The sequence below is a fragment of the Rugamonas aquatica genome (genome assembly GCF_009380215.1).
GTDB classification, from domain to species: domain Bacteria; phylum Pseudomonadota; class Gammaproteobacteria; order Burkholderiales; family Burkholderiaceae_D; genus Rugamonas; species Rugamonas aquatica_B.
Genome location: NZ_WHUG01000005.1, coordinates 417,788 through 442,292, shown reverse-complemented (window position 1 = coordinate 442,292; position 24,505 = coordinate 417,788). Strand labels below are relative to the sequence as shown.

Here is a 24,505-nt window from a genome sequence, read left to right as displayed (position 1 = left end):
TCAACCGGCCGAGCGACCGGCGCCTGGCCCGTCGTAGGTGGGCACGCCGGTCAGGATGCCGTGGAAATCCTTCAGCACCGGGCCCACTTCGATGCCGCCGCTGCCGATCTGGAAGCGGCGGATGGTGCGTTCGTGTTCGCTGCCGCGCTTCTTGAACACGGAGATCGCCTGCCGCACCTCGCCCTGCGCCTCGAAGTAGCGCAGCATGATGACGTTGTCGGCGATGTAGCTGGCGTCGACGCTGGTGGTCATGCCGCTGCCTAACATGCCCTGCTGGACGCCGACGATGATGCTGACCACGCCGCGCTGGCCCAGGTAGGTCAGCAGCTCATGCAAATAGATGGCGAGGAAGCGCTCGTCCGGCACCGCATTCAGGTAGCCGTTCAAGCTGTCGATGACGACCACGCGCGCGCCGCGCTCCACCGCCTGCATCACCGCGTGCGAGAACTGGCCCGGCGCCAGCTCGGCCGGGTCGATCTGCTGGATCGTCAGCAGCTCGCGGTCGATGGCCCCGGCCAGGTCCATGCCCAGGCCCGCCGCGCGGTTGAGCATATTGTTGCGCGCCTCTTCGAACAGGAACATCGCGCACGGCTCGCCGCGCTGGGTGGCGGCGTGGACGAACTGCGCCGCCAGCGTCGATTTGCCGGTGCCGGGCGGACCGGAGATCAGGGTGCTCATGCCTTCTTCCAGGCCGCCGCCGATCTGCTGGTCCAGCGCCGGCAGGCCGCTGGACAACTGGCGCCGCTTGCTGGCCACGCGGGTGGTCGCCGCCACCAGGCGCGGGAAGATCTGCAGCCCGCCGCTGATGATCTTGTAGTCGTGGGCGCCGCCGTGGAAGGCGATGCCGCGGTACTTAACCACGCGCAGGCGGCGCCGGTCGGAGCCATAGGCCTGGTCGGCCAGGTCCAGCGTCAGCACCGCGTGCGCCACGCTGCGCACTTGCAGGTCGGTGCTGAGGGCGGTGCGGTCGTCGAGGAAGATGGTGGTGCAGCTGCGGCTGGTCAGATACTGCTTGAGCGCGAGCACCTGGCGGCGGTAGCGCAGCGGGCTTTCCGCCAGCAGCTGCAGCTCGGACAGCGAATCGAGCACCACGCGGCGCGGCTTGTACTTGTCGATGGCGTTGACGATGCGCTGGGTGGTGTTGCCAAGTTCGATCTCGGACGGGTGGAAGATGGTGTACTGCTGCGCGGGGTCGAGCACGTCCTCGTTGGGCAGGATCTCTTCGATGTGGATGCCTTCCATGGTCCAGCCGTGCGAGTTGGCGACGCTGAGCAGTTCGACGGCGGTTTCGGCCAGCGTGATGTACAGCACCGATTCGCCCAGGCGCGCGCCTTCGTTGAGGAACTGCAGCGCCAGCGTGGTCTTGCCGGTGCCGGGTTCGCCCTCGACCAGGTACAGGCGGTCGCGGGTCAGGCCGCCGGCCAGGACTTCATCCAGGCCGGGTACGCCGGACGAGAGAAAGAGGTTGGTGACGCTGTTCTGGGTTTGCATATCCGCGATCCGAAAGAGAGGCGCCGCTGGCCCGATGCCATGGCTGATTTTCGGCTGATACTACCTGAATTGAGCGACGCGGGATTTTCGATATCAAACGTGCGTACGCTGGCGTACATATGGGTTCTGCGGTGGCGGCAGGTCAGCGCCGCGCCCGTTGTTGCAGGCTTTGCTGCTTGTTGATGTACATGGCGCGGTCGGCGCGGCCGAGCAGCATTTCGATGTCCTGCGGGTCGTCCGGGTGGTGGATGGCGATGCCGATGCTGGCGCTCAGCGAGACGGTGGCGGTCTTCAGCGTGAACGGCTGCTGCAGGGCAGGGTGCAGCTTGTCGGCGGTTTCCTGCGCGGCCGTGTCGCTGTGCAGGTTCTCCAGGATGACGACGAATTCGTCGCCGGCCAGCCGGCCCACGGTGTCGGTCTTGCGCACGATGTGCTGCACGCGGTCGGCGAACTGGCGCAGCAGCTCGTCGCCTTCCTCGTGGCCGTAGCGGTCGTTGATCTGCTTGAAGCGGTCCAGGTCGAGGAAGAATACGGCGCAGCTCTGGCGCAGGCGGTTGGCGCGCTGGATCGCCTCGGTCAGCGCGGCCATCAGCGCGCGGCGGTTGGGCAGGCCGGTCAGCGTGTCGCGCAGCGCCATCGCCTCCATCGACGCGAACAGCGACTTGCGCTCGCTGATGTCGTGCAGGAAGGCGATGAACAGGTGGCCGCTGCTGCGCGGCACATAGGCCAGCGACACTTCCACCGGCAGCTCCTGGCCGGCGCGGTTGTACAGCGTCAGTTCGATGCGGCGGTTGAGCACCGTGTCGGCGTCGCTCTCGGCCAGCTGGCGCATGTCGCGTTCGTAGGCGCGGCGCAGCAGCGGCGGCAGCACCATCGCCGCCAGCGGCTGGCCGATCACTTCGGCGCGGCTCCAGCCCATCAGCTTCTCGGCCTGGCGGTTCCAGTCCAGCACCACGCCGCCCGGATCGAGGGCGATGAAGGCGTCGTGGGCGTTGTCGAGAATGGCCCGCAGCTCGGCGGCGCGTTCCTGCAGCAGCAGCTGCGTGCTTTGTTCCTGCGCCAGCGCGCGTTCCAGCAGCAGCGCCTTGCGGGCGATTTCGCGGGTGCGCTCGGCCACCGTCGATTCCAGCTGCTCGTTCATGCCGCGCAGCGTGGACAGGTGGCTTTGCTCGTTGCGCACCAGGTCGGCCAGTGCGCGCGACAGCACCTGCGCCTCGTGGAAGCTGTCGACCAGCGGGATCGCCGGCAGCGATTCCGGCGCGGTATCGGCCGGCGCGGCGGAGCGTTCCTCGATGTTCTTGCTGAGCGCATTGAGTGGGCGCGTCAGGCGCCGCGCCGCCGCCGACGCGGCCAGCGCCATGGCGCCGCCGAGGATGGCGCCCAGCAGCAGGATCTGGCGTTCCAGCGCGCGCGCGCCGGCCAGCGCCACGTCTTCCGACTGGCGCACCAGCACCGACCAGGTCAGCGTGGCGGGATCGTTCGGATTGCCGGTGCGCGAAAAGCCGGTCAGGTAGCTTAGCCCGTCGGCCCAGGTTTCCTTCAGCGACCCCGGCACGCCTGACTGCGACAGCGCCAGGCTGGTGCTGTTGAGGGTTTTCTCTTCCATGCCCTTGGGGCCGAGCATCACGGTGCCGTCGCCGCGCACCACGAAGATGTCGGCCGAGTACTGCTTGTCGGCCGGCGCCAGGATGGTCTGCACCAGACGCCGCGCCCAGCCCCAGCTCATGTGCACGCACAGCACGCCGCGATAGCTGCCGTCCGACCGCAGCACCGGGCCGGCCGCGTCGACGAAGCGCCACGGGTCGGCGCTGTAGGGCAGCTTCTTGCCGAGCAGGGTGGCGGGGTGGAAGTCGCCGGCGTACAGCTTGTCGTGGCCGCCCTTGAACCAGGCGCGCCCGCTGACGTCCTGGCCTTCGAGCAGGCCCTGGGTGGCGGCGTAGACGCTGCCGTCCGGATTGGCGAGGCCGATCCAGGCATAGTCGGGGAAGGTTTTTTGCAGGCTTTCGAGCACCTGGCGGATGTCGGCGGGGGACTTGGCGTCGCGGATCTGTGGCAGCTCGGTCAGCAGCTGAACATCGCCGGTGGCCTTCTGCACCACGCGGTTGAGCGAATCGCGCATCTGCCAAGACAGCTGCTGCAAGCGCTGGCCCGCTTCGCGCTCGGCGTAGTCGATGGCGAAGTGATCGACCAGCACCAGCAGCGACAACACCGACATCAGCACCGTCGCGGCGACGCCCACCGTCACCAGCGTGGTGAGGCGAGGCCGTGCCGTGCTTTGGGTAAGCGGCGAAATCATGTACGCGGGCCGAAAAATGATGTCCTGAAGTAATTAATTGATTGTAGCACCGGCTATGGCGCGTGCCTCTGTCACCCAAAGAAATTGATTGCCGGGAGCCACGCTTTACCTTGCACTGCACAAAAAAGTTGCTTGACTTAATTAGAATGATCGTTCATTCTACGCTTTATGCACATTTTTTATACAGAAAGTCCCACTATGGAAGCTATTTTCTGCAGGACAGCTGCCCTGATCGCCGCAACCGTGCTCGTCGCCGGTTGCTCCCAATCCACGGCCGAAGCACCGGGCGCTAAAGGCGCACCGGTGGCGGAAGTGGGCGTTTTTAAAGTGGCGCCGGAAGCGCTGCAGATCACGACCGAACTGCCGGGCCGCACCGCCGCCTTCCAGGTGGCCGAAGTGCGCCCGCAGGTCAGCGGTCTGATTCAAAAACGCCTGTTTGTCGAAGGCGCCGATGTCAAAGCCGGCGTCGCGCTGTACCAGATCGACGCGGCCAGCTACCAGGCTGCCTACAACTCGGCCAAGGCCGCGCTGGCGAAGGCCAGGGCCAACCTGATGACCAGCGGCCCGAAAGTGGCGCGCTACAAGGATCTGGTGGCGATCGAAGGCGTGAGCCGCCAGGACTACGACGACGCCGTCGCCGCCAACGAGCAGGCCAAGGCCGATGTGGAATCGGCCGCCGCCGCGCTGGAGCAGGCGTCGATCAACCTGAAATACACCCATGTCGATGCGCCGATCAGTGGCCGCATCAGCCGCTCGGCCGTGACGCCGGGCGCGCTGGTGACGGCCAACCAGGCCGCCGCGCTGACCACCGTGCAGCAGCTGGACCCGATCTACGTCGACGTGACGCAGTCGAGCGAAGACCTGCTGCGCCTCAAGCGCGAGATGGAAAGCGGCGGTTTGAAGCAGTCCGGCGGCCAGGCCAAGGTCACGCTGCTGCTGGCGGACGGCAGCAAGTACGCGGAAAGCGGCAAGCTGCAGTTCTCCGATGTGACGGTGGACCCGGGCACCGGCAACGTCACGCTGCGCGCGCTGTTCCCGAATCCTAAGCACGATCTGCTGCCCGGCATGTTCGTGCGCGCGGTGCTGGAATCCGGCGTCAATGAGCAGGCCATCGCCGTGCCGCAGCAGGGCGTGACCCGCAATCCGAAAGGCGAGGCGACCGCGCTGGTGTTGAACAAGGAAGGCAAGGTCGAACAGCGCACGCTGGTCACCGGCGGCACGCTGGGTAACAAGTGGCTGGTCAAGTCGGGCCTGAACGCGGGCGATCTGCTGATCGTCGAAGGCGTGCAGAAGGTCAAGCCAGGCGCGCCGGCCAACGCAGCCAAGCCTGTCGCGGCGCCGGCTGCCATCGCTGGCGGCGCCATGCCGTCCAACGCCAAGAGCGCCCAATAATTCAATAAAGGAGCATCGTCATGTCACGTTTCTTTATTGACCGCCCGATCTTCGCGTGGGTCGTCGCCATCGTCATCATGCTTGCGGGCGTGATCGCGATTCTCGGCCTGCCGATATCGCAGTATCCAAGCATTGCGCCGCCGTCGATTTCGATCAGCGGCTCCTACCCGGGCGCCTCCGCCAAGACGGTGGAAGACGCCGTCACCCAGGTCATCGAACAGAAGATGAAGGGCATCGACGGCTTGCGCTACATGTCCTCGTCGAGCGACGGCACCGGCGGCATCAGCATCACGCTGACCTTCAAGAGCGGCACCAACCCGGACATCGCCCAGGTGCAGGTGCAGAACAAGCTGCAACTGGCGACGCCGCTGCTGCCCGCCATCGTCACGCAGCAAGGCCTGGTGGTGGCCAAGGCCACCAAGAACTTCCTGATGGTGCTGGGCTTCGTGTCCGAAGACGGCAGCATGAAGCAGGCCGACCTGGGCGACTACGTGGCCGCCAACGTCATCGATCCGCTGAGCCGCGTGCAAGGCGTGGGCGACGTGACGCTGTTCGGCGCCCAGTATGCGATGCGCATCTGGCTCGATCCGGCCAAGCTGCAAAGCTACCAGTTGACGCCGGCCGACGTCACCGCCGCGATCACCGCGCAGAACACCGAGGTATCCGCCGGTGAGCTGGGCGGCGCACCTGCCGTGCCAGGCCAGCAGCTCAACGCCACCGTATCGGCGCAGAGCCGCTTGCAGACGCCCGAGCAGTTCGGCGCGATCCTGCTGAAGACCGCGTCCAACGGCGCCACCGTGCGCCTGCGCGACGTGGCCCGCATGGAGCTGGGCAGCGAGAACTACAACGTGCTGGCGCGCTACAACGGCAAGCCGGCCACCGGTGTGGCGATCAAGCTGGCCACCGGCGCCAACGCGCTGGAAACCGCCAACGCCGTCAAGGCCAAGATCGCATTGATGGAGAAGCAGTTCCCGAACGGTATGAAGGCCGTCGTGGCGTTCGATACCACGCCGTTCGTCAAGCTGTCGATCGAAGAAGTGGTCAAGACGCTGGTGGAAGCGGTGATCCTGGTGTTCCTGGTGATGTACCTGTTCCTGCAAAACTTCCGCGCCACGCTGATCCCGACGATGGCGGTGCCGGTTGTGCTGCTGGGTACCTTCGCCATCCTGTCGGCGCTGGGCTATTCGATCAACACGCTGACCATGTTCGCGGTGGTGCTGGCGATCGGCCTGCTGGTGGATGACGCCATCGTGGTGGTGGAAAACGTCGAGCGCGTGATGACGGAAGAGGGCTTGTCGCCTGTCGAAGCCACGCGCAAATCGATGGGCCAGATCAGCGGCGCGCTGGTGGGTATCGCGATGGTGCTGTCGGCGGTGTTCGTGCCGATGGCCTTCTTCAGCGGCTCCACCGGCGTGATCTACCGCCAGTTCTCGATCACCATCGTTTCGGCGATGGTGCTGTCGGTGGTGGTGGCGATGGTCTTCACGCCTGCCTTGTGCGCGACGCTGCTCAAGCCTGTGGCCAAGGGCCATACGGCGATCAACACCGGCTTCTTCGGCTGGTTCAACCGCAGCTTCGAACGCAGCAGCGTGAAGTACCAGGGCTGGGTTGGCGCACTGCTGAACCGCAGCGGACGTTCGCTGGTGATGTACGCGTTGCTGCTGGCGGTGCTGGCCTTCGTGTTCATGCGCCTGCCGACTTCCTTCCTGCCGGAAGAAGACCAGGGCGTGCTGTTCTCGCAAATTCAGCTGCCGACCGGCGCGACCCAACAGCGCACGCTGAAGGTGATTGAAAAAGTCGAGCAGCACTTCCTCAATGAAGAGAAGGATTCGGTAGCGTCGGTGTTCGCGGTGGCTGGTTTCAGCTTCAGCGGCAACGGCCAGAACACGGGTATCGCCTTCGTCCGCATGAAGGACTGGGCGGAGCGCAAGAGCGCCGACCAGCGCGTGAAGGCGATTGTCGGCCGCGCCATGGGCAGCTTCTCGCAGATCAAGGATGCGATGGTGTTCGCCTTCGCGCCGCCTGCGGTGCTGGAACTGGGTAACGCCAGCGGCTTCGATTTGCAGCTGCAGGACCAGGGCGGCGTCGGCCACGATGCGCTGATGGCTGCGCGTAACCAGATGCTGGGCATGGCCGCGAAAAATCCGGTGCTGATGGCGGTCCGTCCGAACGGACAGGAAGATACGCCGCAGTACAAGATCACCGTCGACCAGCAGAAGGCCACGGCCCTCGGCCTGTCCATCGCCGATGTGAACAAGGTGCTGAGCACCGCCTGGGGTAGCGCCTACGTCAACGACTTCGTCGACCGTGGCCGCGTGAAGAAGGTGTACATGCAGGGCCAGCCCGATTCGCGCATGTCGCCGGAAGACCTGGGCAAATGGTTCGTCCGGAATGCCGACGGCGAGATGGTGCCTTTCTCGGCCTTCTCAAGCGGCAAGTGGGTGTTTGCATCGCCACGCCTGGAGCGTTACAACGGCCTGCCGTCCACCGAGATCCTCGGCATGCCGGCGCCGGGCCAGAGCTCGGGCGCCGCGATGGCGGAGATCGAAAAGATGGCGGCCCAGCTGCCGCCGGGCATCGGCTTCGAATGGACCGGCCTGTCGACGGAAGAACGCGACTCCGGCTCGCAGACCACGCAGCTGTATGCGATCTCGATCCTGATCGTGTTCCTGTGCCTGGCCGCGCTGTATGAAAGCTGGTCGATTCCGTTCTCGGTGCTGCTGGTGGTGCCGCTGGGTGTGATCGGCACGGTGCTGGCGACGTTCGTGTTCAAGCTGTCGAACGACGTGTATTTCCAGGTTGGTTTGCTGACCGTGATAGGCCTGGCGGCGAAGAACGCGATCCTGATCGTGGAGTTCGCGAAGGAGTTGCAGGAGCAGGGCGTGGAACTGAAGCAGGCGACCTTGCAGGCCGTGCGTCTGCGCTTGCGTCCTATCCTGATGACGTCCATCGCCTTCGGCCTCGGCGTGCTGCCGCTGGCGATCAGCAGCGGCGCCGGTTCCGGCAGCCAGAATGCGATCGGCGTCGGCGTATTGGGCGGGATGCTGTCGGCCACCTTCCTGGGCATCTTCTTTGTGCCGGTGTTCTTTGTGCTGGTGCGCGGTTTCTTTAGTAAAAAGGCCGCCGCTCCAGCTGCTGCTGTGGAGGCGCATTAATCATGAAAAAATCCTTACTCACAATGGCGGCGCTGGCGATGTTGGCCGGTTGCAGCCTGGCGCCGGTGTATGAACGTCCGGCGCAACCGGTGGCGCAAGCCTGGCCGGCCGGCGACGCCTACAAAGGCGTGCCTGCTGCGGCGGCCGACGCCAAGCCGGTATCCGAAATCCAGTGGCGCGAATACTTTGCCGATGAACGCCTGCGCAAGGTGATCGCGCTGGCGCTGGCCAACAACCGCGACCTGCGCGTCTCTGTGCTCAACATCGAGAAGGCCAAGGCGCAGTACAACATCGACAGCGCGGCGTTGCTGCCCAAGCTGTCGGCCAACGTCGGCCAGAATGCATCGCGCACGCCGTCCACCATGACCGGCACCGGCGAGGGGGCCATCAACCGCCAGTACAGCGGCGGCCTGGCGATGGCGTCGTATGAGCTGGACTTCTTCGGCAAGGTGCGCAACCTGTCGGAGGCCGGCTTGCAGACCTACCTCGGCACCGAGGAAGCGCGCCGCGCACAGCAGATCACGCTGGTGGCCGAAGTGGCCAATGCCTACGTGACGCTGATCGCCGATCAAGAGCGCCTGAAGCTGGCGGCGGAAACGCTGCGCAGCCAGCAGACCTCCTATGACCTGAGCAAGAAGCGCTTCGATTCCGGCGTCACTTCCGGCGTCGACATGTATGAAGCGCAGACCAGCGTGGAAGCGGCGCGCGGCGACATGGCGGTCTACACCGCGCAAGTGGCGCTGGACAAGAATGCGCTGACGCTGCTGGTCGGCGGCAGCGTGCCTGCGGACTTGCTGCCTGTCGGCGAGCCTGGCGCGGTGACGCAGATGGCGGCGATTCCCGCCGGCCTGCCGTCCGACCTGCTGCAAGACCGTCCCGATGTGCAGGAAGCGGAGCGCGCGCTGCGCGCGGCCAACGCCAACATCGGCGTGGCGCGTGCGGCCTTCTTCCCGAGTATCTCGCTGACGGCTTCGGGCGGCAGCGCGAGCAGCACCTTGTCCGGATTGTTCAAGGCCGGTTCGTCGACGTGGAGCTTTATCCCGCAGGTCAACCTGCCGATCTTCGACGGCGGCGTCAATCGCGCCAACCTGAATATCGCCAAGGCTAACCGCGACATCTCGGTGGCGCAGTACGAGAAGGCGATTCAGGTGGCGTTCCGCGAAGTGGCCGACGCACTGGCCCAGCGCGGTACGCTGGACCAGCGCATCGCCGCGCAGCAGGCCCTGGTCGATGCGGCCGACAAGAGCTTCCGCATCCACGAGGCGCGCTACCGCAAGGGCGCGGACTCCTACCTGAACGCGCTGGTGTCGCAGCGCGCGCTGTACGCGGCGCAGCAGGGCCTTATTACGGCGCGGCTGGGTAAATCCAGCAACGCCGTCACCCTGTACAAGGTGCTGGGCGGCGGCTGGCAGCCGGAAGTCGCGCCGCAGCGCGGCTAAATCGGCGGCGGCGGGCGTGGATTGTTGCGCGCCCGCCGCCTTTGACTGCTGGTTAATTGACAAAAGTAGCCCACTTCGCCACAGTACCGCCTCAGGCAAGCCCGATTCCCAAGGAAGACCCCATGACCACAGCCCCCACCGCAAAACGACGCACCGACCCGGAACGGGCGCAGAACCGGCGCAACCAGGTGCTGGAGGCGGCCGCTGTCTGCTTCGCGCGCAGCGGCTTCCACGGGGCCAGCATGTCGGAAATCTCCAAGCAGGCCGGCATGAGCGCCGGCCATATCTACAACTACTTCGACAGCAAGGACGCCATCATCCTGGCCTTTGTCGACCGCGAGGCCGAATACGTGTCCGGATTGCTGCGCGACCTGGCGACGCGCGAGGATCCGCTGGAGGCGATACTGGAAGATGCCGCCATCCACATCGACGAATCGCTCGACCCGCAGCCATGGACTGTGCCGCTGGAGATGTTTGCCGAAGCGTCGCGCAATCCGGTGATCGCCGCCAAGTTGCGCGAGAACGAAGAAGTCTCTCGCGCGCAGCTGCGGGCGCTGGTCAAGAGCGGCCGCGAAAGCCGCCAGTTGCCGGTGGATGATGTGCTGCTGGATGGCCGCCTCGACACGATGATTTCGTACTTCCAGGGCCTGTCGATTCGCGCGCTGTACCGGCCGAACATGAACCGCGCAAGTCTGGTGGACGCCTTCCGCGTCGCCATGCGCGCGCTGCTGATGACCTGATTTGTCTCGTATTGTTTCCGTCCGCTGCACGCGGGCGGAGGCTGTTGTACCATGACCGATCTGCCGTTTCAGCTGATCGGAGCATCATGACATCCTACGTAATTCCCGCCCACGACATCGTCGGCCTGCCGGTTGCAGGCACCGCCGATCTGTTCCCTGTACGCCGCGTCTACTGCGTCGGCCGCAACTACGCGGCGCACGCGCGCGAGATGGGCTTCGACCCTGATCGCGAGCCGCCGTTCTTCTTCTGCAAACCGAATGACGCTCAGGCGGTGATCGCCGTCGCGCCGGACCAGGTGCTTGACCTGCCGTATCCGCCGGCCACCGCCAACCTGCACTACGAGTGCGAACTGGTGGTCGCCATCGGCAAGGGCGGCAGCAATATCGCGGTGGAAGACGCTGCGCAGCATATCTTCGGCTACGCCGTGGGGCTGGACATGACGCGGCGCGACCTGCAGTTCAAGATGCGCGATGCCGGCCGGCCCTGGGAGATCGGCAAGGCCTTCGACTATTCGGCGCCGGTGGGCGTGATCCAGCGCGCGGCCGAAGCGGGCGATATCGGCCACGCGGCGATCCAGCTGGATGTGGACGGCGTGACCAAACAGTCGGCCACCATTGCGCATCTGATCTGGTCGGTCAGCGAGACTATCGCCAACTTGTCCACGCTGTTCGCGCTGGCGCCGGGGGATCTGATTTTCAGCGGCACGCCCGAGGGTGTGGGGGCGGTGGTGCGCGGCCAGACGCTGGTGGGCAAGGTTGATGGTCTGCCGGGTATCGCCGTCAAATTGGTGTAAACAGTTTAGCTATATTTTAGCTGCGGGCTGGCAGCAGCTCCGCGATCCCGGTCAGGGCGGCGAGGGCGCCCATCGCCAGGCCGACGTCGAGCGGGTTGGCGACATTCGGCTCGCGGGGATTAATCCGTATCATGCGGCCGTTGTGGTGCATGACCACGCGCTGGCCGAAATTGCGCACCGACGGTATCACCGAGCCTGCACCCAGTTCAATCACCAGCGGGCGTTCGGCCTTTTGCAGCAGGGCGTGCAGGCGGGCTTCCTGTAGTACTGCGCGGCGCTCATTCCATCCCCAATCGCCGAACATCAGGATGTTCGGCCGCGCCATGCCGTCGCAGTGCGGGCAGTTTGGCGGCTCGTTCAGCAGGCGGCAGGCTTCGGTGTCGACTTCGGGGATGAAGTGGTCGGCGCTCCAGATATCGGGGCCGCAGGGTTGCATGCATTGCAGGTGATGGACGGAGCCGTGGCATTCGTAGATGCGCTGCGAGTCGAAGCCGGCGCGCTGGAAGTGGCCGTCGACATTGCTGGTGAAGACGCCGTAGCCGCCGTCCATCGCATCGCCCCAGGCCTTGAGCAGGGCGAAGCCTGCGTGTGGCGGCGTGTCGCGGTAGAGCTGAAGGCGATGGCCGTAGAAGCCCCAGGCCAGGGTGGGATCGGAGCGGAAGGTGTAGGGCGTGGCGACGCTGGAGAACGCCATGCCGGCGCGGCCGAGGGCTGGGTAGACCTTCCAGAAACCGTCGTTGCCGCGGAAATCGGGCAGTCCGGAATCGACGCCCATGCCGGCGCCGGCGGCGACGATCAGCGCGTCGGCTTGATGGACGAGGTCGGCGGCTTGCTGCAGCGCGGCGAGGTTGCTGGGGACGGACATGCGGGTTTTCGGTGGCGAGCGGAAAGGCTCATCTTACTCCTGCGGAGGGTGGTGGAGGTTGCAGCGCGGGTCAAAAGCAAACATGACAAATACTTAAAGCGGCTGCTATAATTCCAAATTCGTCGGGGCGTAGCGCAGCCTGGTAGCGTACTTGCATGGGGTGCAAGGGGTCGGAAGTTCGAATCTTCTCGCCCCGACCAAAGAAAACGTAGTAAGAACAAGGACTTACGATTCATCTGGATCGTAGGTCTTTTTTCTTTTCTGGGTCTGTGCACCGTTCATGCACCGATTTCTTTTCCTGCACCGCAACGACTATTTGCTTGCCTGAACCTGTGGCGACTGTTTCGCAGCCCATTTTTTGAGGGATGCAAGGTCTTCCCGTATGCCCTTGATCTTGTGTTTGTGATTCAGTGTGTCAGTGATCCACATATCGTCGTAGATCACTTCTACGCCGTTCTGCAACTCAAAATCCAATTCCGATGGCTCAAGCTGGAACGAGTGCGTCTGACGCTCGGTCAGGGTGATCCCTTCCTTATGATTGACGAAGCAGTGGCCCACCCAGTTGCTTCCAGCGGTACGACGGAAGAACTTCCGCTCTGTCGCTGCACCCACCCATGTGCTTATGATGATGGGCCTGCGGCCCTTGTTGACGATATCGACTCGCAGGCAAGCATTGAAGCCTTCCCAGTCCTCGACGTAGGTTGATGTGGCTTGAAGTATGGCCCGGTCGCGTCGGTAGTTGAGGATGGATATCCAGAACGCTGCAATCGAAAGCAGGATGGCGATCCACGGCACTACATCTTTGAACGAGGTGAGGAAAGTGAGTGTGTCGGCAAACGATGGCATGGCAGGCTGTGGCAGTGGGGACGATCCATGCTATCACCGGCCCATGAAAAAAGCCGCAGTCATTTCTGATTGCGGCTTCTAGGTCAGTGACGTGTGGCTGACATGGTATTGATGTAAGCGTCTACCTCTGAAAGTTTCCATCGTGTCTGCTTCGCTGAAAGTTTGAACGGCTTCGGGAACTCCGGTGCGTCTTTGGCTTGCGCCCATACGTGGGACTTGCTCATGCACAGGATGCCTGCTACTTGTTCGACTTTGAGTAATTGATTGTGGTGCATTGAATCTCCTTCTGATACGTGTTTATCGGCTCCTTGAGAGTGGTTGGGGTTGCGCTGGTAGGCAGGTGCCTGCCGAGCGGATGCCATCATAGCGGGGCGCTACAGGGCGCACAAGCCCGTCTGGAGTTGTCACGACGTTGGAACGCAACAGCTACGCTCCGCCAGCCATGCTTCGGCAGCAGCCACCGGGTCATCGAAGTTCGGGATGACGGCTACCGGGGCAGCTTGCACCGCCTTGCGTTCACAGTCAATGAAGTAGCGCCGTGCCTCCCGGCCCTTGTCGCTACGCTCCACCATCGCAAGTTCCTTAGCCATGTCGAGTGATACGTGGTAATCAACCCTGTTTTGTCCCACGAACCCCGCTCCATAATTTTGTGGAGCGCTATTCTTGGTGATTGCGAAGTCCTTACCTTCCTCGAAACTGTACTTCTCGATACGGTTTTTGATCCATGTACTGAAGTCTTGTGCGCTCTGCAAGAAGCCATGCAGGCGACGAGCGTTAACGGTCTGGATGGTACCTTGGCCCGGAGCTACTGCGGCGCCAGCGTCACTGACTCAGCATTTCGATTAGTGCCTTCACAGCGCTACCAAGGACCGTCGCGACAAGCGGCAGGCGCAGTAAGCCCATCAAGCTCTCCTTGGCTTCTACTTTCTCTTTCGGCGAAGCGTCGGCGTCGTTGATCCTTTGCACAAGGTCATTTAGCGCGTTGTGGATGGCAAGCGTGTTGTTGTCTCCTATTTGGAACCCACCGGACGAGTTATGAATGTTCACGGTGGTGTTCTTGGTCACTGGTGGCGGTGCCGTGATGGGCATGGAGTCGGCTGGGCGAAAGGTCAGGTGCTGCCGGATGGTTCCGGGCCTTCCCGGCGCTCCGGGGCCACGCCCTACGTCTACACTCTCAATAAGGTAGCGCCGCTCCCCAAGGCTGGGATGCAGCCAGATTAGAGTGTCGCCTACGCTGATCCTGACTGTTTCATCAAAGATCGTGGCCTTGCGATCCTCCATTACCGTTTCAAACGCTCCGTAGCGGGTGCCGCTCTTGCTCTCCAAAACAACGTTGTCGTACATCGGTTCAGCCCCGTAGTTTGTTGGTGTCAGGACAGTATATCGTGGTGGGTGCTGACCAAAAAAAATTCCGTGAAGGTGGGGCTGCTGGCAGTGCCAGGAACTGCGGAAGGGAAATGGCGGGAGGTCCACCAGATCGCTTAACACCCCTTCGTCCGCACAGAAACCGTCGCTGAAGCCAGCGGAATATCTCGTAGGGTGTCGGTACGGACTGGGAAGCTGGGAGGTTCAGCGGATCGCTTAACACGTTGCGGGGCCGGGAGATTGCGCCAGACAGCTTTTTAAAATATCTGTGGGGCGCTGCTGGCGCTCGGTAGGCAGCGTTGCACTGCTCACGGATGAAGGAGGCTCCTACGGCCTCCTATCGCGCCTTATGCTGCCTTGAGAATGGCGTACAGAGTAGCGCGACTGATACCGTAGTCCTCTGCCAGCTTGGTCTTGCTTGCACCGTCTGCCGCCTCCTTGCGTAGCTTCTCTTGCATGTCCTTGTCCAGCTTGGCGCTGCGGCCCATGTGCTTGCCTGCTGCTCTAGCCTTGGCCTGCCCCTCTGCGCGACGTTCGTTAATCATTGCCAGTTCAAAGGCAGACACAGCGCCCAGCATGGTCAGCAGCATCTTGTTCATCGGGTTCTCTTTGTCGCCGGTGAAGGTAAGCTGCTCCTTGTGGAACTTGATGGTTACGCCCTTGCCGGTCAACTGCTGCACCAGTGCCAGCAGGTCAGCGGTGTTACGTGCCAGTCGGCTAATCTCATGCACCACAACCGTATCACCCTCACGAACGTGCGACAGCATCGCTTGCAGGGCAGGACGGTTGGTGTCGCCGCCACTGCACTTGTCCGTGAACACCTTGTCCAGTTCGATGCCGTCCAACTGACGCACAGTGTTCTGGCCTACCGAGCTAACCCGTACATAACCGACCGTCTGACCCTTGCTCATAACCTGCTCCATGTGTGAATGTGTGCGAGAAGTATAAAGGACTTCTCGGAATGTGTAAAGAAAGTGTTGAGTCGATACTTTCTGGACACGGTGTTATGCGGGTTTGCGGGGAGGTGGTAGTGGTGGCTGGAAAGTATACCTTCTTGGACAGCCGGGTAAGCACAGACTGACCGACAGCGCAAGCGCTCAGGCCCGTGCCGTGGTCGGTGCTACACGGCTGCTCAGGTTCCCCGAAGTGGTCGGGGCTACCGTTCGGCCCAGTCATCTGCTTGCACACTGGGTCAGGTGATGGTCGTATGCGTCTAGTCGCCGGATCACAGCGACCAACCAACCACTGAAAGGAATCTACGATGCTGGAAGAACTGAGTAGGCAGGCCGTGCTGCTGCGGCCTATCCTGTTTGATGCGCTGCTGCTGTTGCAGATAGCCGGGATGGTAGCAGGCTGGCACTGGCCTGTTATCAGAGGGTAGAAACGACAAAGGCCGGAACACAACCGTTGATAGGTCATGGTCCGGCCTTGCTGGGTGCTACTGGGTTAGATCATCGCTGCTGGGCGGAAGTACGCTACAGGCATGGCGCGCAAGTGCATTGCAGCGTCTAGCACGTTCTTACTGCACAGGTCGAACTCGTCAGGGTCGGCGCAATCATCGCCTTCCAAATCGCTCAATGCCTGCTTAGCGTGAGCTACGCACTGCTTTGCAATGCGCAGGTCAAAGAACTTCGGACTGAAGGCGCGTTGTGCAACGAACTCTGCGAGGTCGCCTACCGCAATCACTTCCAGCGGGACATCCCGGAAGTGGGTGATGTTCGCTGCTGACACGTCGTTATCAACAACAGCGATTGCGCGCAGTCCTTCCAGTTGACCGTCATACATGCCGTCCACGACTTCCGGGGCGTAAGCAGCATAGGTGTCGATACCGACATGGTAGAAGATGGCAGGCGTGTCAGCGTCGGCCAGTGGTTCCGCATCATCGAAGGTCATTACCTTGCTTGCGTCTACTGGGGTGAAGCCCAGAGCGGCGAAGGTGGCGACGATAGCAGGGGTGATGTGTTTGGTCATATTTGATTCTCCTAGTTTGGGTTGAAAGCGTCCCGTACAGGCGTGCAGAGTCCCACAGTGGGCTGTGCAAGGTTCAGTTGTGTACGGGACGTGATAGAGGTACAGCGATGCCGGGAAGTTGGCAGAAGCAGGCAGATGAAGCGGGGAGCTACAGGACTGGCAAGCATCAGTGAGCGGTGTTGCTGCACTGATGAAGTCATTCTAAATGACAAGGTTGTAAACCGTCAAAGGTTTTTTCATAAAAGTATTGACGGATTGCGTTTTCTGTGATTCTTACTTACTTACCTACTTACCTACTTACGGAAAAAGCGCAATATGTTGTGGTTTGTAGCTGTTTCTGCACTACCCATTGTGTACTACACCGGACGGTGAGCGAGTGTGTGTACTGTCTTTGCGTGCCACAAACCGTTCAGCGCGGTAGGGACGCCCATGAGGTTGAAGTGTTCGGCAATCTCACGGAAGGTCATGCCTGCCTTTCGCAACCGCTGGATGCTCGGTTGAAAGCGCTTGGTGAAGGCTTGGGACTTGGCTTTGAGGGTTGCTGTACCCTTGGCCTGCGCTTCCTTCAGGTTGGTGGGGTTCCCGAACACAACGCCCTTGGCCTTGGCTTTTGCCTGCCCGATCTTGACTAGGTTGGCGTGGTTGTACTCGTCATCCAAGTCGTGTACGGCCTCGTGATGCTGTTCGCAGAGCGTAATCAGGTTGTCCGGGTCATTGCTACCACCAAGCGACCGGGGCTTGATGTGATGCACTTGCAGGCCGGTGGTGGCGTCACACAAGGCGCACTTTGATGCCCGTTTCTTCCGAAGTGATGCCATTACCGCACACCTCCCTGCGCCTTGTCGGCCAAGTGGATAAGCGAGGTGATGATGTCGCTTCCGGTGCGCTGCTGGGCCTTGGCAAGCTGGTTCAGAGTGCGCCATGTGGCAGGCGGAAGCAGGACGATGCCTCGCTCAAGTGGGCCTGTGTCGCCTTGAATGGTGCGGCGCTGAGGCTTCGGCTCGTGGAACGATGTGTACTTATCGAACATTGGACACTCCCTTGCTTGTTGCCTGTGCGGCCCGGTGATTACGGTGGGCGCGCAGTACGAGAGACTGAATTACCTCGCTGTTTCCGGTGTGACGTGCTTGGCTCAGGCACTCAACTGCCTTCCATGCCGTCCGAGTCATGTACAGGAGGCGCTTCTCAAGAGCGACACCCGATGGGAGGTAGGCGCGTTGGCCTGCGTGGGTAAGTTGCGCTGGTGCCTTCGGCGTACTGCGCGAGGTGGTAAAACTCATTTTTGTTTTCCTATTGTTGGCCTACGCGCAGACGCGACGAAACACGCGGACGTGATGAACGCACCGGGTTGACGGGAGCGACTGCGGCAGGTAATTGTTTGTGTTTGTGCGACGAGGGCCAGGAGGCCCGAAGCGCGCCGGATGGCGGCTGGGTGGGCTTACTTCAGTTTGGCGGCTTGGTCGCGCAGCTTACGCAGCGCTTTGGTTTGCTCGTCAATTTGGGCGTCCAGCGCCGCTTTCTTCTGCTGCTTCTCGACGGCTTCGGCGGTCAGCCGTGCTGCTGCCTCGACTTGACGTTGATCGGCAGCTTCTGCCAGATCGGTGTACAGCTTGATGGTCGCTTCCGCCGCTTTGATCGCGTACGGGGTGGGTGCCCCCAGAACCAGATTGATTGATGCTTGACCGTTAATCTCGTAGATAACTGGTGGAGCTTCTGTGAACACGTAGCCCTGACGGATCAGGGCAGCGGCCTGCGCAAAGGCGGTGCTGCTGTGTTCGTTGATGGTAACTGCGTAAGGCTTTGTTGATGCGGTCATTATTACGTTCCTTTAACTCTGAGTTGTTGTGTTGCGAATGAAGTCTGATACCCGGCGACGGTTCCATGGCAACCCGCTAGGGGTCAGGAAACCGGCTGTGGTCAGGTGATCGGCGATAGTGCGCAGCGATGAGGCTGGGCGTAGCGCGCTGATGGTGCTTATGACCGCTTCGTAGTAACGGTCGTTGTTCAGTTTGCCGCCGAACGTAGGCGGTGCATGTAGTGCGGACATGGCTATAGCTCCTATGGTTCAGGATTAATCAAATTTTCTTGTGGGAGTTGTTCTTCAGGTCGTACCGGATAGCTTCCTACTTCATCCGACAGATACCGCCATTATGGCACGAGGGAGTGCTTTTGTCAAATAAGGATCACATACAAACCGATGTGTCAAGTTTTATTTTTGACTTTTTGATGAGCTTGGTAGGGGTGGGTGTTTTCGGGTGGTTTGGGGGGGGGGTGTTTGCAGGGGTTTGAGCTGGTGCCGGTGCTGCAACTCGCCGGGTTTTTGCTGCGAAGCCTGATGGGGCTTTGTGGGGTGAGGTGAGGGGTTTCTTGCTACCCGGTAGTGGTCCACGTAACCAGCTATGGTGCATTTTTGCGGTTGCGGGGAAATTGCGGTTTCTCGCACGAGCTTGCTTAGCAAACTGGGTGCTGGCTTCGCCTTACGAACTCTGGCCTTCTGTGTGTCGATGATTGCCTATTTAGTAACTCTGGCCGGAAAACTCCGATTGGCAGGGGCTGAGGTCTTGCTCGATCCAGTTCCAGCATGCTATGATAGTCAAGCTCATGAACTGCTTAATTGACAAAATCCTATCGGCATGATAAACTTCACCCCGGAACGAGCGCAGCGAGTGTAGGGTAATACTTATGTTATATAACTTATGCATAAGTTGTACTACATAAGGTATAACTCTTAGTTATTTTATAGAGTGGTAGTGTGTAGTTGTATAGAGAGCCTAGTTATATACCAAGGTTGTACAACATGAGTAGCTACAGTGGTCGTACTACTCAAGAGCTATCCCGGCGCAGGTTGCTACCGCATCCACTCCCTACGCTCCACCATCCCCGGCATTCCTGCCAACCAACACACCTTCCCATCAAGAACGATTTAGAGGCTCTGTAAGCGATTTTCGTGCCAAGGGTATACGAGGGTAGCCAGTGGGTCGAGAAGTCGTCGCTACGGGCCTGTAAGGTGCCTTTCTGAGCCTTTGATGACTGCGAGCAAGTGTCGATTAGCTCCTGAATTTTCAGGAACTCAAGAATAGGGGCGGGGTGCTGCGAGAAGCGTACAGGGCCGGATGGCCCCGTAGCTGTATGGCGGGGTCAGGCTGGCTGTGCTACGGCTGTCAGGTCGCTACCGCAGTGCTTGCACTTGATAGCAGCAACCCGGATCGGTTCAGCGCAGAACGGGCAGTCTTTCAGGTCACTGGAAGCGGCTCCCAAATTTTTAGGAACGGCTTTTTCCGGTGCTAGCGCTGCCTGCCCATCCGTAGCTGCTTCCTCTGCCGCAGGCTGGGACGAGAACGCCCACACCAGCGCACCAACCCAGCCCAGCAAGGTCCAGCCCAGTAGCACGTTCAGGACGGCGATGGCCGTAGTGTTGGTGTGCTTCCTGTTCATAGCGACGATCAGGGGCAGCATGTAGAAGGCGATGAAGAATACGACGAGGAACGGTAACAGTGCGTCCATTTGATTTCCAAGGTTAAGGTTGAGTTGGTGGTGCGGTGAGTTCGGTCAGCAGTGCGCCCAGCTTGGCCCATGCTTCCCGCTGCTCTGCTGCATAGTCGAATCGCTGGTAGATGCGCTGCATGCGGTTCTGTTCGGCGTGGTTGGCGATTCGTTCGATGACATGCTGTTCCACTCCAAGGCTTTGCATGAGGGTTGCCCCGGTGCGGCGCAGATCGTGCGGTGTCCACTTCTCGCTGGACAGGACTAACGAATCACCGGCCTTGCTCCGGTTCTTGAGTGGTTTCGCATCCCTGAGTGACGCCTGACGGTCGCCAATCTGCTTCGTCGGTGCCTTGGTGTTCAGGTGGTCGGTGCCGTCCTCGTTCGGGAAGCACCACTTGCTATCGCCGGTGATGGCCTTGAGGGCCAGGAACTGACGCTTGGCGAAGTCGGACAGGAAAACCGTGTGTTCTGGTGCCTTGCCCTTGGTGTTCTCTGCGGGGATGAACCATTCACCCTTGTCCAGATCGACGTGCTGCCATTCGGCCTTGACCGTTTCACCTATCCGGGTGCAGCAGGACAGGGTGAGCCAGATTACAAGCTCCGTGGTCTTGACCAGTCGGGCCGCAGGCAGCTTGGCAGTGAGTGCCTTGATTTCGTCCTGCGACAACACGCGGTCACGCTCCACTTCCTCGTAGTCGGGCTGGGTGATGTCTTCGGGCTTCAAGTTCAGCGTAGGATCGTCTACCAGCAGCTTCCACGGGCGACGGCCGTTGGCCCACTTGAACATCTGTTTCAGGTTGTTCAGGATGACTACGGCCTTGCGGTTGGTGCCAGCGTCAGAGATGGGCTGTATCAGTGCCTTGATGTGGCCTTCTTCCAGTTCGCGCAGTGGCTTGGTGCCGATGGCAGGCAGTACGTCACGACCGAAGGAGCGTTTCAGTTCAGCGCCGCCGTCCTTGCGTCGGGTGGTAGGGAACCAAGCGTCATACAGGTCTTGCACGGTGGCGTTCTGGGCCTCCTGCTGGGCGGTCTGGGCTTCTGTGGCCTTGGCGTCGTCTTCCAGCTTCTTCTGATAGTCGATGCCTTGCTTGGCAAGCGCCTGTATCTCGGTTGCCTTTGCTCTGGCGTCTGTCAGGGAGATATGTCCCGGCCCGGACTTGAGGCCGAACAGCTTGGGTAGGCGGTACTCGGAGCGGTTCTTGTTCCCGTTGACCGTGTACCGGACAAAGAAAACCTTCTCGCCGTTGGTGGCTACTCCGATGTACAGGCCACGGCTGACCTGTGTTTTCGTGTAGCTGCTTGCTGGTTTCAAGGCTTGGATAGCCTGCACTGTCATATCTGCCATATCATCCCTGTGCACCGTTCATGCACCGAAAAAAGTTGGATTTAGCTGTTTTCGTCTGGACACATCAGGACGAATGCAACCTGTAAGTGTATGATTCTACAGGATTGTTAGATTGATGTGGACAGTATTGGATGAATGGTGAATTGCATGGGGTGCAAGGGGTCGGAAGTTCGAATCTTCTCGCCCCGACCAATAGAATCAAAGAGTTAGATGAGGCCGGGGAAACCCGGCTTTTTCTTTTTCTGAATTTGGTAAGAAAAAATCCCCCTGTTGTGTCTCGGGCCGATGATTGTAAATCCCTGTATCGGCGGTTCGATTCCGCCCGACTCTCCAAAAGCATATCCCGGGAAGGCGCCAACCCAACGGCCGCCGCCTTAGTTTTCGCATCATCAAGTGCTCATGACCGGAACAATCAGGTCTGGTAAATTCGGTGTGTAAAACGGTACACTTGAATGGCCAATAGACCCAACAATTCCCTGACCCTACAATTCCTCCCAGGAAGTGCAGAGAAGGCGGTCTTCTCTGCTTCAAACTCAGGAGAAAGTCATGAGCTTTTTTGATTTGGTAGGCGATATTGTGGACACCATCGCAGAAAACCCCGTTACGTCTTTGGCCATTGGCATCGCTACGGTGGCTACTGGCGGTGCCGCCCTGGCATTCGCAGGTCCGATTGCGGCAACGGTTGGCGCCACGGGCTTGCTGGGCGCGGCTAGCACTGGCACTGCTATCAGCACTTTGTCCGGTGCCGCGCTGGCGAATGCATCGTTGGCGGCTCTTGGTGGTGGCGCAGTGGCTGCTGGCGGCGGCGGCATAGCTGCCGGTACGATGGTAGTGGGCGCAACTGGCGCAACGTTGGGCGCGAGCGTGGCCGGCGGCGTTGCAGCGGTTACTTCGAACGCCTGATCGGCCGCTTTGCTTATCTTTGGACACGAGGCGGCGACTGTGCCGCCTCTATTTTAGAGTGGACACATGGGACGAATTCCAGCATCTCGTACTGCCGGATTGGATTTGGTTGACAAATTATTCTTTAACCAAATCCTGGTGCACTGCATATTTACAGAAGAGCTTTGCTGGCTATTGGATCTCAATGAGGATCTCGAGCGCGAGTTGAAACAGCGAAGCATCTCCGGTCTGAGGCAGCAAATCGTCTCGCACGCCGTTTTGTGCATGATGGAAGCTGAGCTGTCTGAGTCGCTAATGCTGCTCAACGATGTCTTCCCAGGCAAGCTCCCGCGGCTGCCAGATGGCATTTCGATCGAACAATATGAATCGGTAGAAACCTATCATAAGCATGTGTTTCAAGGGATCGTGCTTGCCGTACTGAGCAAGGTCCACCATTGCGACATTCAGCTGGTTGTTCAGATAACCAATACACTGCTGCCGAAGTACGCAAAGGCACCAGCTACGGTTCGGTATCGGTTGGTAGAGCGCATGTTCTCGTTTGAGTTCATGGGGGCACCGTTTGACTGTTTCATATGGCTTTGCAAGATGGGAGTGCTGAAAAGCGATAAGCACGCCGGCCGGACTTTAACAGCCAAGTACAGCACGAACTTTCTTCCTCGCCTTGCCTTGCTTTGCGAGTATGACATGCTCCGGGGCTATTGTCGGCGCGCCGGAAAGCGGGAAGTTCCGCCCAATATTGAAGAGATCGGAAAAATTAGAAAACTCTCGCGAAAAACCATTCGATTGCTGCTAGACCAGATTGCAAAAGTAATGGACGTCAACAATATGCCTGACCTGAAGAACAGCTTCCCCGTCGCGCAGCTCGACAAGCTGGAGGATCCAGCCAGCATTCAAGATTTCTTCAAAAGGCTGAATTCCTATGCTGTGCGGTTTCGGGTTTTCCGAGGTTCACTGGCCAGTTGGGTAGGAATGCTTTGTGGCGGTAGTGTAGAGATACTTCACCGACTCGACGGTAGGAAAACGGCTATCTTCGTCAACGATTTTAACGCCGAAACCTTGACTGAACGAGTGCGTAAAGGCATGAGCGCTCGCGGCATCGAAATAACTGCGCGTGTAATTTATGATCGACATCGCGATTTTAAGGAATCAACTCTCCGAATTGTTGAGCAGTACTACCGCATGCATTTTGCTGCCAATGTGGCTATCTCTCCAGATTTGGAAGATATGGCATATGGTGGGTTGGCCCCACACTTCGAGTTGTTTAAGCCATCACCAAGGCGCAAGGAAAAAACTGCTTGAATGTGGCGACATGCCCAAAGCGCATGAGAATTCTGAGAGTAAGAGTGCCTCGGGCGGGCAATGCCCGCTAGTCATGGGGCTCGGTGCCTCCACGGAGGATACGAGCGCTTGAGTAATCTCGTCATCGAAAGCCGTGCGGCAATTTTTCACCGCGTCCGCGAGGCATGGTTCAAATGATCCATCACGCTCTTGATCTGGCTTTCGGTCTCCGGCGTCATGTTGACGAACATGCAGCCGAGATGGATCTGCTCGCCCGCCAGGAAGGAGCGGAAGGCGCGCGTGAAGCGGATTTCCAGTTCTGCGACGATGACGGTTTCCTCATCCAGTTCAAACTGCACATCCAGCAGTTTGCGCCCCTTGAGCAAGCCCTTCGCCTGGCTCTTCGAGCAGTGCAGGCCGACGCCACCCAGCGAGAAATCATAGATGGACCACTCTTGATCGATGCCGTGCAGCTCCAGCACGGCCGTGAAACTCGTGCCCAGTGGCGTTTCCACGCGTTCCGAGGAGCGCCGGTCCAGCACTGCGCAGGTTTCCGGGAAGGTCATCGGGATCAGCTGCGGCTGGCCGGGCAGCGAATCCCAATCCGTGTTGGACAGGCGGAATTGCAGTTTCGCGGTGCGCAGCACGGCGACAAAGGTGATCTTGCCTGGAGGTAGGCTCGCCCCTTCATTGAGCTCCATCACGAAATGCGGCAACTCGGGGTCGACGGACAATATGCGTCCCAGCACCGGTTCGCGGCTGCCCGGCACGTACATCGAGATCGCGTCGCCGTGCGAAGCCAGAAGGGTTAGCGTGTCGCCGATCTCGTCTTCGCTTGCCATCTCATGGGAGCTGGCCGACGCCGGGATGGGCGTGATTGCATCTTGTGGCCGTGGCGGTCCTTTACGGATCGGGACGGCGATGGGTTCGTTGAGCATCATATCGATTCGCCTGATAAGTGCAACTACAGACGCGGTTTGGGTCTGTTTGTAAACTCATCATAGACCACAGATTGCCGAAAGGCAATTTATTTTGCGAGTAGGGAAATGGTGAGATAGGAACAACGAGATGGCCACGCTGCCATTGTTTGTTGACATGTCCGTTAAAGCTAATATAATGCATGCACATGCATATAATTT

At 60.4% G+C, this 24,505-nt stretch carries 23 protein-coding genes and 1 tRNA gene; 8 read left to right on the top strand and 16 right to left on the bottom strand.

What is annotated here, in order from left to right:
- Both GEV02_RS15930 and GEV02_RS15925 read right to left on the bottom strand, forming a co-directional pair.
- Positions 1-1,491 (bottom strand): ATPase domain-containing protein, encoded by a 1,491-nt coding sequence (locus GEV02_RS15930; RefSeq protein ID WP_152838911.1) that lies wholly within the window; start codon positions 1,489-1,491, stop codon positions 1-3.
- A 142-nt stretch (positions 1,492-1,633) separates the two neighbouring features.
- Positions 1,634-3,787, bottom strand: coding sequence for a diguanylate cyclase domain-containing protein (locus GEV02_RS15925; protein WP_152838910.1), 2,154 nt, complete (start codon positions 3,785-3,787; stop codon positions 1,634-1,636).
- A gap of 198 nt (positions 3,788-3,985) precedes the next feature.
- On the opposite strand from GEV02_RS15925, the gene GEV02_RS15920 reads away from it, so the two are divergent.
- From GEV02_RS15920 to GEV02_RS15900, 5 genes are all read left to right on the top strand, one after another.
- Positions 3,986-5,179, top strand: coding sequence for an efflux RND transporter periplasmic adaptor subunit (locus GEV02_RS15920; RefSeq protein WP_152838909.1), 1,194 nt, complete (start codon positions 3,986-3,988; stop codon positions 5,177-5,179).
- Between the two features lie 20 nt (positions 5,180-5,199).
- Entirely contained in the window at positions 5,200-8,334 is a 3,135-nt protein-coding gene (locus tag GEV02_RS15915; RefSeq protein ID WP_152838908.1) for an efflux RND transporter permease subunit, read from the top strand.
- 2 nt (positions 8,335-8,336) lie between these two features.
- Positions 8,337-9,773, top strand: a complete 1,437-nt coding sequence (locus GEV02_RS15910) for an efflux transporter outer membrane subunit (RefSeq protein WP_152838907.1) — start codon at positions 8,337-8,339, stop codon at positions 9,771-9,773.
- A gap of 122 nt (positions 9,774-9,895) precedes the next feature.
- Positions 9,896-10,513, top strand: a complete 618-nt coding sequence (locus GEV02_RS15905; RefSeq protein WP_152838906.1) for a TetR/AcrR family transcriptional regulator — start codon at positions 9,896-9,898, stop codon at positions 10,511-10,513.
- A gap of 86 nt (positions 10,514-10,599) precedes the next feature.
- Positions 10,600-11,307, top strand: coding sequence for a fumarylacetoacetate hydrolase family protein (locus tag GEV02_RS15900; RefSeq protein WP_152838905.1), 708 nt, complete (start codon positions 10,600-10,602; stop codon positions 11,305-11,307).
- Positions 11,308-11,323: 16 nt separating this feature from the next.
- On the opposite strand, the gene GEV02_RS15895 is transcribed toward GEV02_RS15900, so the two are convergent.
- Complete coding sequence (locus GEV02_RS15895) at positions 11,324-12,172, bottom strand: SIR2 family NAD-dependent protein deacylase (protein WP_152838904.1); 849 nt, start codon at positions 12,170-12,172, stop codon at positions 11,324-11,326.
- A 123-nt stretch (positions 12,173-12,295) separates the two neighbouring features.
- On the opposite strand from GEV02_RS15895, the gene GEV02_RS15890 reads away from it, so the two are divergent.
- Positions 12,296-12,372 (top strand) — tRNA-Pro (locus GEV02_RS15890).
- A gap of 112 nt (positions 12,373-12,484) precedes the next feature.
- Here GEV02_RS15890 and GEV02_RS15885 read toward each other — a convergent pair.
- From GEV02_RS15885 to GEV02_RS15835, 12 genes are all read right to left on the bottom strand, one after another.
- The gene (locus tag GEV02_RS15885) at positions 12,485-13,018 is read right to left on the bottom strand and encodes a hypothetical protein (protein ID WP_152838903.1); all 534 of its coding nucleotides are present in this window, start codon (positions 13,016-13,018) and stop codon (positions 12,485-12,487) included.
- A gap of 83 nt (positions 13,019-13,101) precedes the next feature.
- Complete coding sequence (locus tag GEV02_RS33810; RefSeq protein ID WP_174999138.1) at positions 13,102-13,293, bottom strand: helix-turn-helix transcriptional regulator; 192 nt, start codon at positions 13,291-13,293, stop codon at positions 13,102-13,104.
- A 129-nt stretch (positions 13,294-13,422) separates the two neighbouring features.
- Positions 13,423-13,806 carry an antA/AntB antirepressor family protein gene (locus tag GEV02_RS15875; protein WP_328595828.1) on the bottom strand — a complete coding sequence of 128 codons (384 nt, stop codon included), beginning with the start codon at positions 13,804-13,806 and terminating at the stop codon, positions 13,423-13,425.
- Positions 13,807-13,840: 34 nt separating this feature from the next.
- Entirely contained in the window at positions 13,841-14,362 is a 522-nt protein-coding gene (locus tag GEV02_RS15870) for a hypothetical protein (RefSeq protein WP_152838900.1), read from the bottom strand.
- 368 nt (positions 14,363-14,730) lie between these two features.
- On the bottom strand, positions 14,731-15,294 hold the full coding sequence (locus GEV02_RS15865; RefSeq protein ID WP_152838899.1) for a recombinase family protein: 564 nt from the start codon (positions 15,292-15,294) through the stop codon (positions 14,731-14,733).
- A 535-nt stretch (positions 15,295-15,829) separates the two neighbouring features.
- On the bottom strand, positions 15,830-16,354 hold the full coding sequence (locus GEV02_RS15860; RefSeq protein WP_152838898.1) for a hypothetical protein: 525 nt from the start codon (positions 16,352-16,354) through the stop codon (positions 15,830-15,832).
- A gap of 356 nt (positions 16,355-16,710) precedes the next feature.
- Positions 16,711-17,133, bottom strand: a complete 423-nt coding sequence (locus tag GEV02_RS15855) for an HNH endonuclease (RefSeq protein ID WP_174999137.1) — start codon at positions 17,131-17,133, stop codon at positions 16,711-16,713.
- A 38-nt stretch (positions 17,134-17,171) separates the two neighbouring features.
- Complete coding sequence (locus GEV02_RS32915; RefSeq protein WP_174999136.1) at positions 17,172-17,384, bottom strand: hypothetical protein; 213 nt, start codon at positions 17,382-17,384, stop codon at positions 17,172-17,174.
- Between the two features lie 408 nt (positions 17,385-17,792).
- Complete coding sequence (locus GEV02_RS15850; RefSeq protein ID WP_152838896.1) at positions 17,793-18,170, bottom strand: hypothetical protein; 378 nt, start codon at positions 18,168-18,170, stop codon at positions 17,793-17,795.
- A gap of 12 nt (positions 18,171-18,182) precedes the next feature.
- A complete protein-coding gene (locus GEV02_RS15845; protein WP_152838895.1) occupies positions 18,183-18,401 on the bottom strand; it encodes a hypothetical protein in 219 nt (72 codons plus the stop codon).
- A 1,091-nt stretch (positions 18,402-19,492) separates the two neighbouring features.
- Complete coding sequence (locus GEV02_RS15840) at positions 19,493-19,858, bottom strand: superinfection immunity protein (RefSeq protein ID WP_174999134.1); 366 nt, start codon at positions 19,856-19,858, stop codon at positions 19,493-19,495.
- A 13-nt stretch (positions 19,859-19,871) separates the two neighbouring features.
- Entirely contained in the window at positions 19,872-21,185 is a 1,314-nt protein-coding gene (locus GEV02_RS15835) for a tyrosine-type recombinase/integrase (protein WP_152838894.1), read from the bottom strand.
- Positions 21,186-21,731: 546 nt separating this feature from the next.
- Here GEV02_RS15835 and GEV02_RS15830 point away from each other — a divergent pair.
- Positions 21,732-22,088: a hypothetical protein gene (locus tag GEV02_RS15830; protein ID WP_174999108.1), complete on the top strand. Its 357-nt coding sequence runs from the start codon at positions 21,732-21,734 to the stop codon at positions 22,086-22,088.
- A 66-nt stretch (positions 22,089-22,154) separates the two neighbouring features.
- The gene (locus GEV02_RS15825; protein ID WP_152838893.1) at positions 22,155-23,387 is read left to right on the top strand and encodes a hypothetical protein; all 1,233 of its coding nucleotides are present in this window, start codon (positions 22,155-22,157) and stop codon (positions 23,385-23,387) included.
- 146 nt (positions 23,388-23,533) lie between these two features.
- On the opposite strand, the gene GEV02_RS15820 is transcribed toward GEV02_RS15825, so the two are convergent.
- Positions 23,534-24,307 (bottom strand): flagellar brake protein, encoded by a 774-nt coding sequence (locus GEV02_RS15820; protein ID WP_152838892.1) that lies wholly within the window; start codon positions 24,305-24,307, stop codon positions 23,534-23,536.
- Positions 24,308-24,505: the final 198 nt, after the last annotated feature.

Excerpts from the sequence above, each read along its gene's own strand:
- GEV02_RS15930 (WP_152838911.1), bottom strand. The coding sequence starts at position 1,491 with ATGCAAACCCAGAACAGCGTCACCAACCTCTTTCTCTCGTCCGGCGTA.
- GEV02_RS15925 (WP_152838910.1), bottom strand. The coding sequence starts at position 3,787 with ATGATTTCGCCGCTTACCCAAAGCACGGCACGGCCTCGCCTCACCACG.
- GEV02_RS15920 (WP_152838909.1), top strand. The coding sequence starts at position 3,986 with ATGGAAGCTATTTTCTGCAGGACAGCTGCCCTGATCGCCGCAACCGTG.
- GEV02_RS15915 (WP_152838908.1), top strand. The coding sequence starts at position 5,200 with ATGTCACGTTTCTTTATTGACCGCCCGATCTTCGCGTGGGTCGTCGCC.
- GEV02_RS15910 (WP_152838907.1), top strand. The coding sequence starts at position 8,337 with ATGAAAAAATCCTTACTCACAATGGCGGCGCTGGCGATGTTGGCCGGT.
- GEV02_RS15905 (WP_152838906.1), top strand. The coding sequence starts at position 9,896 with ATGACCACAGCCCCCACCGCAAAACGACGCACCGACCCGGAACGGGCG.
- GEV02_RS15900 (WP_152838905.1), top strand. The coding sequence starts at position 10,600 with ATGACATCCTACGTAATTCCCGCCCACGACATCGTCGGCCTGCCGGTT.
- GEV02_RS15895 (WP_152838904.1), bottom strand. The coding sequence starts at position 12,172 with ATGTCCGTCCCCAGCAACCTCGCCGCGCTGCAGCAAGCCGCCGACCTC.
- GEV02_RS15885 (WP_152838903.1), bottom strand. The coding sequence starts at position 13,018 with ATGCCATCGTTTGCCGACACACTCACTTTCCTCACCTCGTTCAAAGAT.
- GEV02_RS33810 (WP_174999138.1), bottom strand. The coding sequence starts at position 13,293 with ATGCACCACAATCAATTACTCAAAGTCGAACAAGTAGCAGGCATCCTG.
- GEV02_RS15870 (WP_152838900.1), bottom strand. The coding sequence starts at position 14,362 with ATGTACGACAACGTTGTTTTGGAGAGCAAGAGCGGCACCCGCTACGGA.
- GEV02_RS15865 (WP_152838899.1), bottom strand. The coding sequence starts at position 15,294 with ATGAGCAAGGGTCAGACGGTCGGTTATGTACGGGTTAGCTCGGTAGGC.
- GEV02_RS15860 (WP_152838898.1), bottom strand. The coding sequence starts at position 16,354 with ATGACCAAACACATCACCCCTGCTATCGTCGCCACCTTCGCCGCTCTG.
- GEV02_RS32915 (WP_174999136.1), bottom strand. The coding sequence starts at position 17,384 with ATGTTCGATAAGTACACATCGTTCCACGAGCCGAAGCCTCAGCGCCGC.
- GEV02_RS15850 (WP_152838896.1), bottom strand. The coding sequence starts at position 18,170 with ATGACCGCATCAACAAAGCCTTACGCAGTTACCATCAACGAACACAGC.
- GEV02_RS15845 (WP_152838895.1), bottom strand. The coding sequence starts at position 18,401 with ATGTCCGCACTACATGCACCGCCTACGTTCGGCGGCAAACTGAACAAC.
- GEV02_RS15840 (WP_174999134.1), bottom strand. The coding sequence starts at position 19,858 with ATGGACGCACTGTTACCGTTCCTCGTCGTATTCTTCATCGCCTTCTAC.
- GEV02_RS15835 (WP_152838894.1), bottom strand. The coding sequence starts at position 21,185 with ATGGCAGATATGACAGTGCAGGCTATCCAAGCCTTGAAACCAGCAAGC.
- GEV02_RS15830 (WP_174999108.1), top strand. The coding sequence starts at position 21,732 with ATGAGCTTTTTTGATTTGGTAGGCGATATTGTGGACACCATCGCAGAA.
- GEV02_RS15825 (WP_152838893.1), top strand. The coding sequence starts at position 22,155 with ATGGGACGAATTCCAGCATCTCGTACTGCCGGATTGGATTTGGTTGAC.
- GEV02_RS15820 (WP_152838892.1), bottom strand. The coding sequence starts at position 24,307 with ATGATGCTCAACGAACCCATCGCCGTCCCGATCCGTAAAGGACCGCCA.